The organism is Rhodospirillaceae bacterium, assembly GCA_018662005.1.
Classification (GTDB): Bacteria; Pseudomonadota; Alphaproteobacteria; order Rhodospirillales; family JABHCV01; genus JACNJU01.
The window spans coordinates 1-15,905 of the sequence record JABJHA010000002.1; the positions used below are offsets into that span (position 1 = coordinate 1).

Annotated in this window: 16 protein-coding genes; 6 read left to right on the forward strand and 10 right to left on the reverse strand. The window is 55.0% G+C overall.

The window, feature by feature from the left end:
- A partial coding sequence (locus HOL66_00075; GenBank protein ID MBT5242619.1) for a hypothetical protein occupies positions 1 to 173 on the reverse strand: 173 nt, incomplete at its 3' end.
- Positions 174 to 871: 698 nt separating this feature from the next.
- On the opposite strand from HOL66_00075, the gene HOL66_00080 reads away from it, so the two are divergent.
- From HOL66_00080 to HOL66_00090, 3 genes are read left to right on the forward strand one after another with little or no spacing between them, the layout of a single operon-like run.
- Complete coding sequence (locus HOL66_00080; protein ID MBT5242620.1) at positions 872 to 1,453, forward strand: DedA family protein; 582 nt, start codon at positions 872 to 874, stop codon at positions 1,451 to 1,453.
- 9 nt (positions 1,454 to 1,462) lie between these two features.
- The gene (locus HOL66_00085; protein MBT5242621.1) at positions 1,463 to 1,951 is read left to right on the forward strand and encodes a disulfide bond formation protein B; all 489 of its coding nucleotides are present in this window, start codon (positions 1,463 to 1,465) and stop codon (positions 1,949 to 1,951) included.
- Entirely contained in the window at positions 1,948 to 2,526 is a 579-nt protein-coding gene (locus tag HOL66_00090; protein ID MBT5242622.1) for a demethoxyubiquinone hydroxylase family protein, read from the forward strand. Before HOL66_00085 ends, HOL66_00090 begins: the two co-directional genes overlap by 4 nt.
- On the opposite strand, the gene HOL66_00095 is transcribed toward HOL66_00090, so the two are convergent.
- Together HOL66_00095 and HOL66_00100 are read right to left on the reverse strand one after the other, a co-directional pair.
- Positions 2,527 to 3,312 (reverse strand): RNA methyltransferase, encoded by a 786-nt coding sequence (locus HOL66_00095; protein MBT5242623.1) that lies wholly within the window; start codon positions 3,310 to 3,312, stop codon positions 2,527 to 2,529.
- Positions 3,313 to 3,318: 6 nt separating this feature from the next.
- Positions 3,319 to 4,908 (reverse strand): citramalate synthase, encoded by a 1,590-nt coding sequence (locus HOL66_00100; protein MBT5242624.1) that lies wholly within the window; start codon positions 4,906 to 4,908, stop codon positions 3,319 to 3,321.
- Positions 4,909 to 5,056: 148 nt separating this feature from the next.
- On the opposite strand from HOL66_00100, the gene HOL66_00105 reads away from it, so the two are divergent.
- Complete coding sequence (locus HOL66_00105) at positions 5,057 to 5,572, forward strand: hypothetical protein (protein MBT5242625.1); 516 nt, start codon at positions 5,057 to 5,059, stop codon at positions 5,570 to 5,572.
- Here the strand turns inward: HOL66_00105 and HOL66_00110 are convergent.
- The 5 genes from HOL66_00110 to HOL66_00130 all read right to left on the reverse strand — a co-directional run bounded on the left by HOL66_00110 (position 5,569) and on the right by HOL66_00130 (position 11,313).
- A complete protein-coding gene (locus tag HOL66_00110; GenBank protein MBT5242626.1) occupies positions 5,569 to 6,018 on the reverse strand; it encodes a YaiI/YqxD family protein in 450 nt (149 codons plus the stop codon). The genes HOL66_00105 and HOL66_00110 overlap by 4 nt on opposite strands.
- 202 nt (positions 6,019 to 6,220) lie before the next feature.
- On the reverse strand, positions 6,221 to 7,615 hold the full coding sequence (locus tag HOL66_00115; GenBank protein MBT5242627.1) for a cysteine--tRNA ligase: 1,395 nt from the start codon (positions 7,613 to 7,615) through the stop codon (positions 6,221 to 6,223).
- A gap of 16 nt (positions 7,616 to 7,631) precedes the next feature.
- Positions 7,632 to 8,324 carry an SIMPL domain-containing protein gene (locus HOL66_00120; protein MBT5242628.1) on the reverse strand — a complete coding sequence of 231 codons (693 nt, stop codon included), beginning with the start codon at positions 8,322 to 8,324 and terminating at the stop codon, positions 7,632 to 7,634.
- Positions 8,321 to 9,658 carry a glutamate--tRNA ligase gene (locus HOL66_00125; GenBank protein MBT5242629.1) on the reverse strand — a complete coding sequence of 446 codons (1,338 nt, stop codon included), beginning with the start codon at positions 9,656 to 9,658 and terminating at the stop codon, positions 8,321 to 8,323. The genes HOL66_00120 and HOL66_00125 overlap by 4 nt, the downstream gene beginning before the upstream one ends.
- The gene (locus HOL66_00130; GenBank protein ID MBT5242630.1) at positions 9,655 to 11,313 is read right to left on the reverse strand and encodes an NAD+ synthase; all 1,659 of its coding nucleotides are present in this window, start codon (positions 11,311 to 11,313) and stop codon (positions 9,655 to 9,657) included. The genes HOL66_00125 and HOL66_00130 overlap by 4 nt, the downstream gene beginning before the upstream one ends.
- Positions 11,314 to 11,439: 126 nt before the next feature.
- Between HOL66_00130 and HOL66_00135 the strand changes: the two genes are divergently transcribed.
- Both HOL66_00135 and HOL66_00140 read left to right on the forward strand, forming a co-directional pair.
- Entirely contained in the window at positions 11,440 to 12,243 is an 804-nt protein-coding gene (locus tag HOL66_00135; protein ID MBT5242631.1) for a hypothetical protein, read from the forward strand.
- Between the two features lie 41 nt (positions 12,244 to 12,284).
- A complete protein-coding gene (locus HOL66_00140) occupies positions 12,285 to 13,388 on the forward strand; it encodes a hypothetical protein (GenBank protein MBT5242632.1) in 1,104 nt (367 codons plus the stop codon).
- Positions 13,389 to 13,391: 3 nt separating this feature from the next.
- Here the strand turns inward: HOL66_00140 and HOL66_00145 are convergent, their stop codons facing one another.
- Both HOL66_00145 and cysK read right to left on the reverse strand, forming a co-directional pair.
- Positions 13,392 to 14,774, reverse strand: a complete 1,383-nt coding sequence (locus HOL66_00145) for a 3-deoxy-7-phosphoheptulonate synthase class II (protein MBT5242633.1) — start codon at positions 14,772 to 14,774, stop codon at positions 13,392 to 13,394.
- Positions 14,775 to 14,837: 63 nt separating this feature from the next.
- On the reverse strand, positions 14,838 to 15,887 hold the full coding sequence (gene cysK, locus HOL66_00150; GenBank protein ID MBT5242634.1) for a cysteine synthase A: 1,050 nt from the start codon (positions 15,885 to 15,887) through the stop codon (positions 14,838 to 14,840).
- Between the last annotated feature and the right edge of the window lie 18 nt (positions 15,888 to 15,905).

Below are 15,905 nucleotides of genomic sequence, written 5' to 3' on the forward strand. Positions count from 1 at the left end.
CCTGTGAAAAACGTGGTTTTTGCTACTTGCTCAGCTTTTTCCAACGTCTTTTCTTTAGTTGAAAATACCTTCCAACTATTATCTGCAGCTTTAACTCTAGCCCTGATATTTTTGGTGCCATTGACGGTCTCTAGAACGATTTTACCGTCTTCAAACTCTGCCAGTTTCGCCATTGCATTATATCCATACAATAACGGAGAGTTGGTGCCCCCGGCCCGAATCGAACGGGCACTCCCTTGCGAGAACCAGATTTTGAATCTGGCGCGTCTCATACCTACACTTGCTTTCACAAGCCACCCTATCAACTAGGGCTTGTGGGTCTGGACTATCCCATCATCCCGAAGGATGGAGTGATTATAGTCTCTGAACCTTCCCAAAACTTCTGGGCTTGGCTGCGGATTACCATATCATTTCTGACTTAGGCTTCCCCGCAATTTACACTCTGCATTCTCACCAATTACTTGATGAGTGGGCAAACATTTGTCTACCAGTTCCGCCACGGGGGCACTGCACACTCCGTAACATTTAACATTTGCCCAATCAATCACAAACTTCAGGTAGTCCGCTTTTTGTATAGGGCAAAGCCAAATTAATTTAGTGCGTGGACGTATTATACACGACAGGCACAAGCTGTAAAGCTGTACAAAAACTGTATAAATATTTTACTGATGTTTTTCAATGTGTTAGCGCGAAAAATAGCCGTATTACTAGCTTTTGAATCCCGCGCGTCTACCAGTTCCGCCACAGGGGCACTGCATTGGAAGCGGCCATCATAGCCAAGGCTTGGGCCGGGTCAATCGCGATATTGCAGATCGCTCAAGGGACTGCTAAACCTCCGCCACGGCAATCTTGTAAGGCGGAGAATATTCAAGTGATCAGAGGCCTCTACGACTGGACCATGAAACTGGCAGAGCACCGCAATGCCTTGGCCGCATTGGCTTTGGTGTCGTTCATCGAAAGTTCGGTGTTCCCCATCCCCCCCGATATCCTGATTATCCCGATGGTTCTGGCAGCCCGTGAAAAAGCCTGGACCATCGCCCTGATTTGCACGGTTGCTTCCGTCCTTGGCGGCGTCGCCGGTTACGGCATCGGTTATTTTCTTTATGAATCCATTGGCAGGGCGCTGCTCGATTTCTATGGCTACGCAGACAAATTCAGCCAGTTTCAAAATTATTACCACGAATGGGGCGCCTGGATCGTGGGCGGGGCCGGGCTGACACCCTTCCCCTACAAGGTTATCACCATCGCCAGTGGTGTCGCCGACCTGAATCTGGTCGTTTTCATCGTCGCCTCGGTGCTGTCGCGGGGCCTTCGCTTCTTTTTGGTCGCTGGCCTGCTGTGGTATTTCGGCGAACCGATCAGAGCCTTTATCGAAAAAAATCTGGGGCTCCTGGCAACCGCCTTTTTCGTCCTGCTGTTTGGTGGATTTGTCCTGATCAAGTTCCTGCATTAGTCTATTTCAATGCCCTTTAACCGCCTGATCCCCGCTTTCATTTTTCTGGTCACCGTCGGCGCCCTGTCGCTGGCGTTAACGGCCCAGCATGTCTACCGGCTGGAGCCCTGCATCCTGTGCCTGTACCAGCGCATTCCCTTTATTGTCACAGGTTTGCTGGCCGTCCTGGCGCTACGCCTGAAAGCCTCATCGGTACTGATCCCCCTGATTATTATCATCTGCGGCCTGGTCTATCTTGTCGGCGCGGGCATTGCCGTTTACCACGTCGGGGTAGAGCAGCACTGGTGGCTTTCGGGCTGTTCGGGCACCTTGTCCGACACCGTCAGTCTGCAGGATTTGCGGTCAAGCCTGATGCAAAAGCCGGAAAAATCCTGTGATGATGTGGACTGGACCCTTTTTGGAATCAGCATGGCGACCTATAATGTTATCGGCTCGGGCGTGCTTGGGATGGCCAGCATTGCGGCGGGCATACAATTGTCAAAGACACGCAAAACATGAGCAAAGAGCAAAAAGCCTATTCATCCGTAGACGGCCGCCTGCCCGGCGACCCCAGCCGCGAGTCCTTGATTGAACGCTTCATTCGTGTCGATCAGGCGGGCGAGTATGGCGCTGTGCGTATCTATGAAGGGCAGATGAGCGTTCTGGGAAAATCCGAAAGCGGACCGGTCATCAGTCACATGCTGGCCCAGGAAGAAGCCCACCTTGAGACATTTTCAAAAATGATCGGCAAGCGCCGGGTCCGGCCAACGGCCCTGCTGCCGCTGTGGCACCTGGCCGGGTTCGCACTGGGCGCCGGTACGGCATTAATGGGCGAGAAAGCGGCGATGGCGTGTACTGTCGCCGTCGAGGAAGTGATTGATGAGCACTACGCGGCCCAGGTCGAAAAACTTGAAGCCATGGGCGGTGACGAAAAAGAGTTGAGCGAAACGTGCGAGAAATTCCGCCTCGAAGAACTTGAGCACCGTGACACCGCCATTGAGCATGGCGCTGAAAAAGCTGCCGGTTACGAAGGCTTGAGCGCCCTGGTTAAAACCGGATCACGCATGGCGATCTGGCTGTCGGAACGCATTTAATTAGCGTTCGTGCTTGCGAATAAGTCCTGAAATAATACCCCTGAATGTGCGAACTTCCTGTTCGGTCATGTTTGCGCGCTGGAACATGTTGCGGATATTGCGGACCATGGCCGGACGTTTTTCAGGTGGCCTCAGGAACCCACACGCGTCCAGCTCGGTTTCCAGATGCTCGAACATACCAACCAGTTCGGACTTGTCGGCAAGGCGTGTGTTTTTGGGGATCCGCTCGTCAATGGCCGGTGTCGTATCGCCGGACTGGAACCATTCATACCCGATCAACAGCACCGCCTGGGCCAAATTAAGCGAACTGAAAGCCGGGTTCATGGGAATAGTGACCAGGGTGTCGGCCAGAGCCACATCGTCATTGTTGAGGCCCCAGGCTTCTCGTCCGAAAATCACGCCGGGAGTTCCGCCCGCAGCTATAACCTCGCGCATTTCCTGTGCGGCCGCGCGCGCGCTCAACACCCGTTTGGTCATGTCCCGGTCCCGGGCGGTGGTCGCGTAGACATGACTTAAACCGCTCAGGGCTTCAGGCGTCGTATCAAAAACCCGGACCGCATCAAGAACCACATCGGCCCCGACCGATGGCTTGATAGCATTTTCGTTTGGCCAGCCATGAACCGGTGCGACAAGCCGCAAATCACCCAGGGCGTTATTGAGCATGGCCCGGGCGCTCATGCCGATATTTTCACCCAGTTGTGGGTTAATCAGGATAATTGCCGGTGCGCTTTGGACCGCCGTCGCACTTGATTTTGGCGGCCTGCGGGTTTTCTTGCTTCCAGTCATTGGATTCTAGGTCACGCCGTCGCGATACAGCTTGTAGACGATACTGTCACGTAGCGCTTCATAAGAAGCCTCGATAATATTTGTCGAAACCCCGACCGTCGACCAGTGATCGCCGTGGTCGTCAGCGGACTCGATCATCACCCGCGGCATGGCGGCGGAGGCATCTGTGGAACGCAGGATGCGGACCTTGAAGTCAACAAGACGCAAATCTTCAAGGGCCGGATAAATTGGTGTCAAAACTTTCCTGAGCGCCATATCCAGTGCATTGACCGGGCCGTTACCTTCGGCCACCGTCATGTGTTCCTCGCCATCGACCGTCAGCTTGACGGTGGCTTCAGAGACGATCACCAGTTCACCCTTGGCGTTCCAGCGCCGCTCATCCAGAACCCTGAAATGGTTACAATGGAAATAGTCAGGCACCTTGCCAAGCGCGCGCCGCGCCAAAAGCTCGAAGCTGGCTTCCGCGCCATCGTAGGAATAACCGTCGAATTCCCGCTCCTTGACCTGTTCGACAAGCCGCACAACCTTGGGATCATCGGCTTCGACATCGATGCCGATTTCCCGGAACCGGGCCAGGATATTAGCCTTGCCCGCCTGATCGGAAACAACAATCTGGCGTGCATTGCCAACCAGACCGGGCTCTACATGTTCGTAGCTACGCGGGTCTTTTTCGACAGCTGACACATGCAAACCGCCCTTGTGGGCGAAAGCGGACTCACCCACGTACGGCGCACTGCGATCAGGTGAGCGATTGAGGTGCTCGTCAAGAACCCGTGACACATGCGACAGGTGGGTCAAGTCGTCAGCTGAAATGCCGGTCTCGTAACCCATTTTCAGAATCAGCGACGGAATAATCGTTATCAGGTTGGCATTGCCACAACGCTCGCCCAGGCCGTTCAAGGCCCCTTGAACCTGACGCGCACCGGCGCGAACGGCAGCCAGTGAATTGGCGACCGCGTTGCCCGTATCATCATGGCAATGGATACCCAGGTTGGTGCCCGGAATCTGTTCGCACACGGCGCTGACAATTTCCTCGATCTCATGGGGCAAGGTGCCGCCATTGGTGTCGCACAACACGATCCAGCGGGCACCAGCGTCAAAAGCCGCCTTCAGGCAAGCCATGGCGAATTCCGGGTTGGCCTTGTAGCCGTCAAAAAAATGCTCGGCGTCGAACATCACTTCTTCGACTTTGGATTGGGCGTGTTTTACGGAGTCTGAGATCATCGCGATGTTTTCGGAATGCTCGATTTCCAGGGCCACATCAACGTGGAAATCCCAGGTCTTGCCAACCATGCAGATGGCGTCAGTTCCGCAATCGAGCAAGGCGTTAAGTCCCGGATCATTATCGCTGGAGCGTCCAGCTCGCCTGGTCATGCCAAAGGCGGTCAGGCGCGCCCGTGTGAATGTTGGCGGGGCATTGAAAAAAGCATCGTCAGTCGGATTGGCGCCGGGCCAGCCACCTTCGATGTAGTCAACGCCAAGTTTGTCCAGTTCGGTGGCGATCAGCATCTTGTCGGACACGTTAAAATCGACGCCCTGGGTTTGGGCACCATCACGCAAGGTACAGTCATACAAATAAACGCGGTTGTCGCTCATGCTCTCAAGTAATCCCAGGATTGTAATTTCTATAAAATAACCAGCCTAATGCCGGAGAATGAACAATTTAAGCACTTTGCTCAAGGCTTTCTGCTAGAAAACAATGGTTTGAAGGTTCCCCACACCCGATTTCTTGATATAAGAAAGTATGAATGATCGTCCTGACCTGAGCGGTATTGGTGAAGAAGAACTTGCAGACTTTCTGGCTTTCCAGGAAAAAGTCCGCGACACCAATATCAATGAACTAACCTTGCTTGCGACTGATTACCTGAACCATTTCAACGAAATTGTCATGACCCTGGAAATGATTCCCGACATGCCGGAGCTGCTTGAGGACGCCAAGGAATGGCACCCAAAAGGTTATCAGGAACACATGCTGGATAGCACATTTTCGGACCGTGAGCTGGCGGCGGAGGCCTACAACCATGTGCCGAACAAATTTCGTGCCCCGTTCGAGCAGACGATCTCCCAGATCGATAACCTGATCGCCACCACCATCGACCGCATCGAAGGTGACCTGGCACAGGGAAACATGGATCTGGTCCGTGAAAACGCGACCGCTCTATCGAGGGTCATTCAACAATTGATGGATGTCGCAGGTGGCATTATCAACGGCAGCGCCAAAACCATGGAACAGTCGGAAATCGATATCATGATCGGCTAAGTCTGACGGCCTGCCACAATAGCCGTTTCCAGTGCCTGCAAAAATCGTGACCTGTCCTGCTTTGAAAACGGCGCCGGGCCACCGGTGACGGTACCCGTCTCACGCAGGTCGGCCATCAAATTTCGCGTCGCCAGGGCCATGCCGATGGAATCTTCACTAAAAGCCTGACCGTTTGGGCGAATGGCCCCGGCGCCTTTTTTCAATATACGGTCGGCCAACGGAATATCGTTGGTGACGGCAATATCGCCGGTTTGAATGTGCTCGACGATCCAGTCATCGGCAGCGTCCGCACCCTGCGTGACCACGACAATACGGACCATAGGATTAGCATGGGGGCGGATCCCGCCGTCACTGACCATATGAACCATCAAGCCGTGGCGATCGGCAACCTTAAGGATTTCCTCCTTAACCGGGCAGGCATCGGCGTCGATGTAAATTTCGATCATGATATTTATCCCTCAAGCGCCGGGCGGGTTCTCCGAACCCTTGGCTCGCCGCAGTGGCGTCGGCCCGCAGTCGCGGGCTTGGGGAACCATGTGACGCGGTAGGAGAATAGAGCTCCTGTCGCCATTTGAAACTTGACTTCCAGAGGCCCAACCAAGCGAACGGAGTGAGCGCCCGGCGACTGAGGGACCGAAACTCTAAGACTCATTCCCGCCGCCAGGTGGTGCCACCAGCGCCGTCTTCAAGGACGACCCCCTGCGCCGCCAGTTCATCACGGATACGGTCAGATTCGGCAAAGTCCTTGTCGGCGCGGGCCTGCGTGCGCTTGGTGATCAAATCCTCAATGGTGGCTTCGTCGAAACTGTCCGCACTTTCAGGCTGCCATTTGAACCAGTCCACGGGATCTTGTTGAAGAATTCCAAGGGCGCGACCGGCCCCAAGAAGTTTTTCCTTATACGGGGAAAATTCTTCAACCCATCCGCTATTTCCCATTGAAGAATTGAGTTCGTTTAAGATTGTGTGCAGATGAGAAATAGCACTTGGCGTATTTAAATCGTCAGAAAGTGCCTCCAAAACTTTTTCTGGCACTTTTGGTTCACCTTCAATTTTTGCTGCTGAAAGTTTTTGAATCGCTATGTAAAAACGATCCAGAATATGCTTCGCCTCCCTGATCCCATCCTTTGTAAAATCCATTGGCTGGCGGTAGTGGGTTTTGAGCAGCGCCAGTCTGATCGCCTCGCCGGGGAATTCTTCCAGCAGGTCGTGGACGGTGTAGAAGTTGCCGAGGCTTTTCGACATCTTCTCGCCTTCGCTCATCAGGTAGCCGTTGTGCATCCAAAGCCGAGCCATGTGCTCGGTGCCGTGGCTGCAACGGCTTTGCGCGATTTCGTTTTCGTGGTGTGGGAAAATCAAATCCTGGCCGCCGCCGTGAATGTCGAATTCTTCGCCCAGATACTTCTTGCTCATGGCCGAGCATTCCAAATGCCAGCCGGGACGGCCATAACCCCAGTCGCTTTCCCAACCGGGTTCAGTACCGCTAGAGGGCTTCCACAACACGAAATCGGCGGCGTCCTTCTTGTATGGCGCAACCTCAACCCGGGCACCGGCGACAATTTCATCGCGGGTATTGCCAGACAGCTTGCCGTAATCATCCCAGGAATTGGCCTCGAACAGTACGTGGCCGTCTTTTACGTAAGCGTGACCCTTTTCGATCAGGGTTTTGATCATCGCGATCATTTCAGGAATATGGTCCGTGGCGCGGGGTTCCTGATCCGGCTCAAGCGCATTCAGGGCCGCCATATCCTGATGAAAGACGGCGGCGGTGCCTTCGGTGAGGGTGCGGATATCGACACCGGTTTCGGCGGCCTTGGCGTTGATCTTGTCATCAACGTCGGTGATGTTGCGCACGTAGGTGACGTTCTCATAAAGGCTCTTGAGCAACTTGTAGAGGACATCAAAGACAACGACCGGGCGGGCGTTGCCGATATGGGCTAGGTCATAAACCGTCGGTCCGCACACATACATGCGGATATCGTCCTTGTCGATAGGCTCGAAAACTTCCTTCTGACGGGTCAGGGTATTGTGCAGTTTCAGTGTCAAGATTAGGAACCTTTGTTTACCTGATTGCCATGACCATGTGAACGCGCACCATGATTCTAATCTCACCGGGCATCACCGGTGCCCCGGCCCTGGCCGAACTGATGGCCATCATGCGTTGTTGCGGGAGCGGGCCACCGGCGGCGGCGTCCGTAATGGAGATCACCTGACCCAACTCAACCCCCGCGGCGGTGCTTAGTTGCGCCGCCTTGGCCAGGGCATCCTTGACCGCTTTTTTACGGGCTTCGGCCATCAGGGCGTCAGTATCGGCCAGAAAAAAGTGAATACCATCGAGCCTGTCAGCCCCGGCCTGCAACAGATCATCGATGACCTTTCCCAGGCTTTCCATGGCCCGCAACCGAACCAGGTTGTCGATGGCGGCCCGGTAACCGATCACCTTGGGTTCCTGCTGTTGGTTGTTCTGATTTCTTTGGTAGACCGGGTTCAGCGAAACAGAACCGGTTTGAATGTCTTTATCGGCAATGCCATGGGCGGAAAGTTTCTTTAACACCGCAGCAGCCTTGTTGGAGGCCGTGGTCATCGCCACTGCCGCGCTGGCCGCATTACCAATGACGGCGACGCGCAGCTCCACCGTATCGGGCTTTGCCGACACCTCGCCAACACCATCAATACTGATCGTGCGCTCAGCGGCCTGAACCGGTAAAGCGATCAGGACAACACAAAGGAACATCACATATTTAATTATTCTCACGGGCTTTCCCCCTTCAAGCGTTGCAACACCCGGTCACGACCGATCAGCGGCAGCAACAATTTCAGTTCCGGGCCATGGTCCAGGCCGGTTAACGCCAGGCGCAACGGCAGGAACAACTCCTTGCCCTTGCGGCCCGTTGCTTCCTTGACCGCGCCGGTCCAATCCTTCCATGTCGTTTGATCCCACCCGCCATCAGGAAGAAGGTCAATGGCGGCCTGTGCAAAACCGGAATCTTCGATCACCGGATCAATAGCCCCGAAACAAACCTTGTGCCACAGGGCGGCATCGTCGAAGCGTTCAAGATTGGGGCGAACCGCCTCCCAGAAAGCTGGGTCGGCCTGATCCAGTCCAAGAGCTTGCAAACGGAGTTCGGCTGCCGCGAAATCCGTGCCGTGCAACAAGGCAGCATTCAGTGTTTTCAAGTGATCCGGGTCGAACTTGGGGGTGCCGCGCCCAGTGTGACTGATATCGAAATCAGCGGCCAGATCGGCAAGACTGGCACGCGGCTCAATCGCGTCTGAGGTGCCGATGTGGGCGAGATAGCTGTTCAGAGCCATCGCCTCGACACCGTCCTCCCTAAGCGAAGAAACGGTCATCGAGCCCAGCCGTTTCGACAACCCCTTACCGCCAATATCCGTGAGCAATGGTGTGTGGGCGAAAACGGGTGGCTTCGCGCCCAGTGCTTCAAATATCTGGATTTGCACGGCGGTGTTGGCAACATGGTCCTCGCCGCGAATGACGTCGGTGACAGCCATGTCGATATCGTCAACGGCGGAAGGCAGCATGTACAGATAAGTACCATCGCCGCGCACCAGCACCGGGTCGCTCAGATTTTGACCGTGAAAGTGAACGGCCCCGCGGACAAGATCATCAAAGTTAATATCGGTGTGGTCGAGCTTGAAGCGCCAGTGGGGCTGGCGGCCTTCGGCTTCGTATGCTTGGCGTTGTTGATCGCTTAAATCGATCGCCGAACGATCATAGATCGGTGGCTTGCCACGGCCCATCAACCGCTTGCGTTTGTAATCCAGTTCTTCCGGCGTTTCGTAGCAGGCATAAACACGCCCCGATTGCTTCAGCAGTACGAGAGTTTCCCGGTAGCGCTCCATACGGGTCGATTGGCGTTCCAACTGATCCCACTGAAGGCCAAGCCAGGTCAGGTCATTTTCAATTGAGGCCGCAAATTCGGCGGTTGAGCGCTCCGTATCGGTGTCATCAAGGCGCAGGATAAACGTGCCGCCCTTGGCCCGGGCATGAAGCCAGTTGGCCAGGGCCATACGGACGTTGCCGACATGCAGGTTGCCGGTCGGGCTGGGCGCAAAACGAACGATGGTCATAATTGGCCCCCGGTAAATCCGTTGGTAATGGGATAGCGCCGATCACGCCCAAACGCGCGCGACGAAATTTTGACCCCCGGCGGGGCCTGACGACGCTTGTATTCAGCCCGGTCCAGCATCCGCCAGACCCTGTCGACAGTAGCCGGATCATGACCACGCCCGGCAATGTCATCAGCCGACAGCTCGGCTTCGATCAGGCCATGCAGGATATCATCGAGTTGGTCATAAGGCGGCAAGCTATCCTCGTCCTTTTGATCCGGTTTCAGCTCCGCAGAAGGCGGCTTGGAAATGACGCGGGCGCCCATGACCGGGCCTGCAGGCCCAAGCACGCCCGTGGGGACATTCTGGTTACGCCACTCTGACAGGGCGAAAACCGTCGTTTTGTATATATCCTTGAGCACCGAATAGCCCCCGCACATATCACCATAAAGGGTCGCATAACCGACCGACATTTCCGATTTGTTGCCGGTCGACAAAACCATGTTACCGAACTTGTTCGATAGCGCCATCAATGTAACGCCACGGGCGCGTGCCTGCAGGTTTTCCTCAGTGATGTCGGGACTTGTGTTCTTGAAGGAAGGCTCCAGCATCGTCTCAAACGCCGCCATTGCCGGTTCGATGGAGATACTGTCGAGGCGGCAGCCCAAAAGGGCAGCAATTTCGGCGGCATCATCAAGACTTTCCGTTGACGTATAGGGCGAGGGCATCATGACACAGTGGACCCGATCAGGACCGATAGCATCGACGGCGACAGCGGCGCTGAGGGCGCTGTCAATGCCGCCGGAAAGGCCGATCAGGATACCGGGGAAACCGTTTTTGTTAACGTAGTCGCGAAGCCCCAAGCAAATCGCCCGGTACATTTGTTCCAGATCACCGGGGTGTTCGAGTTCCCCCTGCCCCTCACATGCCCAACCCTCGGCGTCCTTGCGCCACATGGTTTCAACAACGCCTGAGTCCCATGAATTGGCGCGAACCACTATTTCACCGCCCCCGTCCATAATGAAACTGTCACCATCAAAAACCAGTTCATCCTGACCACCGACCAGATTGACATAAACCAGCGGCAGGCCGGTTTCGGAAATACGAACGCGGGCATAATCGAAACGGGCGGTTTTTTTCTCAATATCGAAAGGCGAGCCGTTAAGCACGATTAAAAGGTCGGCACCGGCTTTGGAAAGGGTGTCCGTAACCGCCTCAAACCACATGTCCTCGCAAATCATCACCCCCAGCTTGAGCTTGCCAAAGGGTATGGGTTGTTGCATATCGGCGACCTTGAAGACCCGTTTCTCATCGAACACCCCATAATTGGGCAGTTCGCGCTTGAAGCGGGCGGCGCTGATCTTGCCATTCTCGATCAACAGAACAGCGTTATAAAGGCGACCATCCTGTCGCCAGGGAGTACCCAGCAGAACAGCCGGGCCGCCGTCAGCTGTTTCTTTGGCAAAGACGTGGACATGCTGCTCCAGCGCATCCTGAAATGATGGTTTAAGGACCAGATCTTCGGGCGGATAACCACTGAGCACGAGTTCGCCTGTGACCAGCAAGTCAGCAGACCCGGCCTGGGCCCTTGCCGCGCGGACCAATTCCAGATTCCCCTCAAGGTCCCCGACAGTCGGGTTTAACTGGGCCATTGCGATGTTGAGTGTCTCGGTCATATTTATAATATATCCGTTTTGGTTGGCGGAGCCTACGGGCCAGCCTCATGCCTGTCAACGGGACGATGACCGCTTGCACTGACGGGCCTGATGGGGGAAAATTTACTTTCAAAATAAGGAAGATTTATGACCACCCAGGAAAGCAAAGCCAACCCCAGCGTCGATGAACGCGAAGTCTGCGAGAAAATCCTTATGGATGCCTTGAGTGGCCTGCTGGAAAGTATCGTTTCCAGCGGTTCCACCAGTGCCGAAGAATTACACACAGCAGGCGCAAATTACCTTGCAGGCGATGGCGAGACCTATCGCAAGGAGCTACGCGACCATATCCGCCAAAGCATCGTTCAGCATGAAAAGGAGTTGTGGGACCAGACCCGGAAACGCCCTTTCGATCGTATGCTGGTCAAGCGATTCTCGCATCTTTTTCCGTCCGAAGGCGAATTGGCCGATCATGACGGGCACCTGTCACGCAGAATTCTTCCCGGTTTCTTCACCGCCATCGAGATGATGACAGGGCCGGAGCTTTTCGAGCAATGCCAGCTTGCCTGTAAAGCCCTTGTGCGAGAGCGCAAGGAGGCACTCGGCGAGGACTTTCTATGGCGCGACTTCTATAATGAAGAAACCCCGAACGAACTTGTCAACGACGCTTTTGCCGTCATCGTTCCGCATTTCAACAATTTCGACAAACGCAGCCAATGGCTGCTGGACCTGATCAACAGCCATTTGGCGTCACCCGAAGATTACGCCTTCGAGGGCGCGTCGGTAAAAGACTGGCAAATGGACGATGCCGCTATGCAGCTTCTTCTGAACTCCCTGTTTTCAAATTTCCGAGAAAATCTGGCAATCCCCGAAGGCCGTGAAGCCATTGTTAATCGCTACGGTCTTAAGGCGAGCCGCGCCCTGGAGGATGTCCTTGCCCACCTTGAGGGTTAAAACTGGAAATTTGCAATCGGAACACGTAACCTGTTGACATCATGAGCAAACCGCCAGCCCCACCAACTGAACAAATCCACGTCGGAGAGGCCCGTCAGCCCGAACCGCAACGGGCCGAAATCTTCATGCCCGGAGCTGGCAACGCCTATGGCCCCGCAAGCCAGGGCGGGGTTACAACAGCGCAGGTGAAACCGGTAGCCAAACCTGCCGCAAAGCCAGTCGCCAAGAAAAGAACGGCATCGCAAATTGCCAGCGTTAAAGCCGACGTGAAACCGAAAGTGGCGGCCAAGACCGCAAAAAAGAATCCGCCCGTGCCGGGGCGCAAGATTCCGGCAAAAACCAAAAAGCGTGTGCCCTCGCCCGAGGAGCAAACCCAGGAACTGGCCCAGTCGGTCGTATCTTCGTTTACCAGCCGCCTGACTGAGGAAGCCAATGCCAAGGGTGGTTATTTGTCGGTCCAGGACCTGGAAGTCCTTAACAAGGAATTCGAGCAGAAGACGACCGAACTCAAAGCGACTTTGGATAAATCCTTCGAGAATTATGTCAGCGCCCGCGAAAAAGCGTCGTGGGACCAATCCCGCAAGTACCCGTTTGACCGGATGATCGTTAAGACCTTTTCCTACATGCTTGAAACCGACAGCCGCAAACTCCGGCGTTCTGATTCGGTCTCCCGGCGGATTTTGCCGGGATTTTTCATGGCCCTGTCAATGATCCTGGGGCCCGATCAGATGGAAGCCTATCAGGGCAAATGCCGGGCCGTGGTCCAGCTGGTCAAGAAAGCCTACGGCAACAAGTTCGAGTGGGAGGACATCTACGAAAGTGATGACGCCCGCGCCATCGTCATCGACGCCCTGATCGACATTGCTCACAGTTTCGATGATATCGATAAACGCTCCGGATGGTTTATCGACATGGTCAATTCCCACCTGCCGCCAGCCGACGACAACACCACCCAGACCGAAGCCGAATGGACGTTCACGACCGAAGGCTTCAAACAATTCATCAAGGCGCTTCTGTCGGACCTGAGCGAAGCGCTTGAAAGTGAAGGCGGTCGATTGCTAATCACCCGTCGCCACGGCGTCGATGAGACCGTCGAATTGGTCGCTCTAATGAAAAGCCTGAACATCGGCCTGAAAGGCCTTTAGATTTTAAGCCCCTGATGCCATACGCGTACTCTTGTCCGCGCGGTCTTCTTTCAGGGTTTCGGCGATCAGAAAGGCCAGTTCCAGCGATTGCTTGGCGTTCAGGCGCGGGTCACAGTGGGTGTGATAGCGCGAACCCAGATCCGCTTCCGTAATGGCCTGATCCCCGCCAACGCATTCGGTGACGTTCTGGCCGGTCATTTCAAAATGAACGCCGCCAGCGTGACTGCCTTCCCCTTTATGAACGGCGAAAAAGCCGCGAACTTCTTCAAGGATCGTATCAACAGGACGGGTTTTAAAACCGTTTGAGCTTTTGATCGTATTGGCGTGCATGGGATCACAAGCCCAGACCACTGTGCGTCCTTCACGTTGAACAGCCTGAATCAGGGGTGGTAGTTCGTTTTCAACCTTGTCTGCACCCATCCGCACGATCAGGGTCAGGCGACCGGCCTCGTCTTGCGGGTTAAGCAGATCGATCAGTTTAATCAACTCGTCGGCATCCATGGTCGGGCCAACCTTGACTCCGACAGGGTTTGCAACGCCGCGCAAAAATTCAATATGAGCCCCATCCAGCTGGCGGGTCCGGTCACCAATCCACAGCATGTGGGCGGAGGTGTCATACCAGTCACCCGACGTACTATCGACACGGGTCATGGCCTGTTCGTAATTCAGTAACAGGGCCTCGTGGGAGGTGAAAAAATCAGTCTCGCGGATTTGTGGCGTTGTCTTGGAGGTCACACCACAGGCAGCCATGAAGGCCAGGGTTTCATCAAGACGATTTGCCAGATCGCGATAGCGTTCGCCTGACTCACTGTCGGCGACGAAGCCCAGATTCCACTGATGAACCTTGTGCAAATCCGCATAACCGCCCTGGGCAAAGGCGCGCAGCAGGTTCAACGTTGCCGCCGCCTGATTATAGCCGCGTTCAAGACGCTCGGGGGCAGGAATGCGCGCTTCGGAGGTAAAGTCCATACCATTGACCATATCGCCACGGTAACTGGGCAGGGTCACACCATCGATTGTTTCGTTGTCATCAGAACGCGGTTTGGCGAACTGGCCAGCCATGCGGCCAACTTTAACGACAGGGCAAGCGGCACCGTAGGTCAGCACCACCGCCATCTGCAACAACACCCGGAAGGTGTCACGAATGTTATCGGGATGAAATTCGGCAAAGCTTTCGGCGCAATCACCGCCCTGCAATAAAAACGCCTTGCCCGTAGCCGCATCAGCCAGCACACGCTTGAGCTTGCGGGCTTCACCAGCGAACACCAAAGGCGGATAGGCGCGCAGACGTCCCTCGATAGCATCAAGGGCTTCACCGTCCGGGTAGGTCGGCATTTGCAAGGCGGTTTTCGCACGCCAGCTGTCGGGCGACCACGTTTTGGTCATAACTCAATCCCCTTTAATCAAAATCGGATCAAGGCTATAGCCCCTAAGGGAAAATATCTCAAGTTATCCTTCAAGATGGAAGCCCGGGGTTGAACGCGAAATGTCCTGCTCTTCTTCGGTCATATCAGCCGGGACATCGCCAAACAACGGCGTGCTTAAATAGCGCTCGCCCGTATCTGGTAACATGCACAGAATGTTCGAGCCAGGGGCCGCGTCCTCGCAAACTTTCAGGGCACCTGCCAAAGTCGCGCCGGAACTAATACCGACAAAGATGCCTTCTTCTAATGCCAGCTGTTGGCTGCAACGGATAGCATCGGCCCCGGCGATTGTCAGCACACGATCAATGACACCCGTATCGACGGCATCGCCGGTCAGTTTGGGGATGAAATCCGGACTCCAACCCTGCATGGGGTGGGGTTTAAATGCCGGGTGGCTTGCCGCCGGTGTGTGATCGGCATTTCTTTCCTGGGCCGTGCCACTGGTTAACATCGCGGCGTCCTCAGGCTCGCAGACGACGATTTTTGTAGCCGGGCTTTCTTCTGCCAATACCCGTGCAACCCCCTTTAGGGTGCCGCCGGTACCAAAGCCCGTGACCCAGTAATCAAGATTTTCACCTTCAAAATCATTGATAATTTCCCGCGCCGTGGTTCGGGTGTGCATATCGGGATTGGATTCATTTTCAAACTGGCTGGTCAGGAACCAGTCGTTGGCCTTGGCCAGTTCCTGTGCTTTGGCGACCATGCCTGTGCCTTTGGCGGGGGCTGGTGTCAGCACCACTTTAGCACCCAGAAAACGCATCAGTTTGCGACGCTCGACACTGAAACTTTCCGCCATGGTGACAACCAGCGGGTAGCCCTTCTGGGCACAGACCATGGCCAGGCCGATGCCTGTATTGCCGCTGGTCGCCTCGATCACCGTCTGGCCGGGTTTCAGGGCACCCGATTTTTCGGCATCCTCGATAACACCCAATGCCAGGCGATCCTTCACCGAACCCATAGGATTAAAGGCCTCGATTTTAACAAAAAGATTAATCCCCGCCGGGGCTAGTTTTCCGATGCGAACAACCGGCGTATTGCCGACGGTTCCCAGAATATTTTCATATATACCGCTCATGATTTATCCCTCCCTTAT

Bases quoted from the DNA above. Each gene is read 5' to 3' on its own strand.
- HOL66_00085 (MBT5242621.1), top strand. From the start codon at position 1,463: ATGCCCTTTAACCGCCTGATCCCCGCTTTCATTTTTCTGGTCACCGTC.
- HOL66_00135 (MBT5242631.1), top strand. From the start codon at position 11,440: ATGACCACCCAGGAAAGCAAAGCCAACCCCAGCGTCGATGAACGCGAA.
- HOL66_00095 (MBT5242623.1), bottom strand. From the start codon at position 3,312: ATGACTGGAAGCAAGAAAACCCGCAGGCCGCCAAAATCAAGTGCGACG.
- HOL66_00125 (MBT5242629.1), bottom strand. From the start codon at position 9,658: ATGACCATCGTTCGTTTTGCGCCCAGCCCGACCGGCAACCTGCATGTC.
- HOL66_00100 (MBT5242624.1), bottom strand. From the start codon at position 4,908: ATGAGCGACAACCGCGTTTATTTGTATGACTGTACCTTGCGTGATGGT.
- HOL66_00090 (MBT5242622.1), top strand. From the start codon at position 1,948: ATGAGCAAAGAGCAAAAAGCCTATTCATCCGTAGACGGCCGCCTGCCC.
- HOL66_00110 (MBT5242626.1), bottom strand. From the start codon at position 6,018: ATGATCGAAATTTACATCGACGCCGATGCCTGCCCGGTTAAGGAGGAA.
- HOL66_00145 (MBT5242633.1), bottom strand. From the start codon at position 14,774: ATGACCAAAACGTGGTCGCCCGACAGCTGGCGTGCGAAAACCGCCTTG.
- HOL66_00140 (MBT5242632.1), top strand. From the start codon at position 12,285: ATGAGCAAACCGCCAGCCCCACCAACTGAACAAATCCACGTCGGAGAG.
- HOL66_00105 (MBT5242625.1), top strand. From the start codon at position 5,057: ATGAATGATCGTCCTGACCTGAGCGGTATTGGTGAAGAAGAACTTGCA.
- cysK (MBT5242634.1), bottom strand. From the start codon at position 15,887: ATGAGCGGTATATATGAAAATATTCTGGGAACCGTCGGCAATACGCCG.
- HOL66_00130 (MBT5242630.1), bottom strand. From the start codon at position 11,313: ATGACCGAGACACTCAACATCGCAATGGCCCAGTTAAACCCGACTGTC.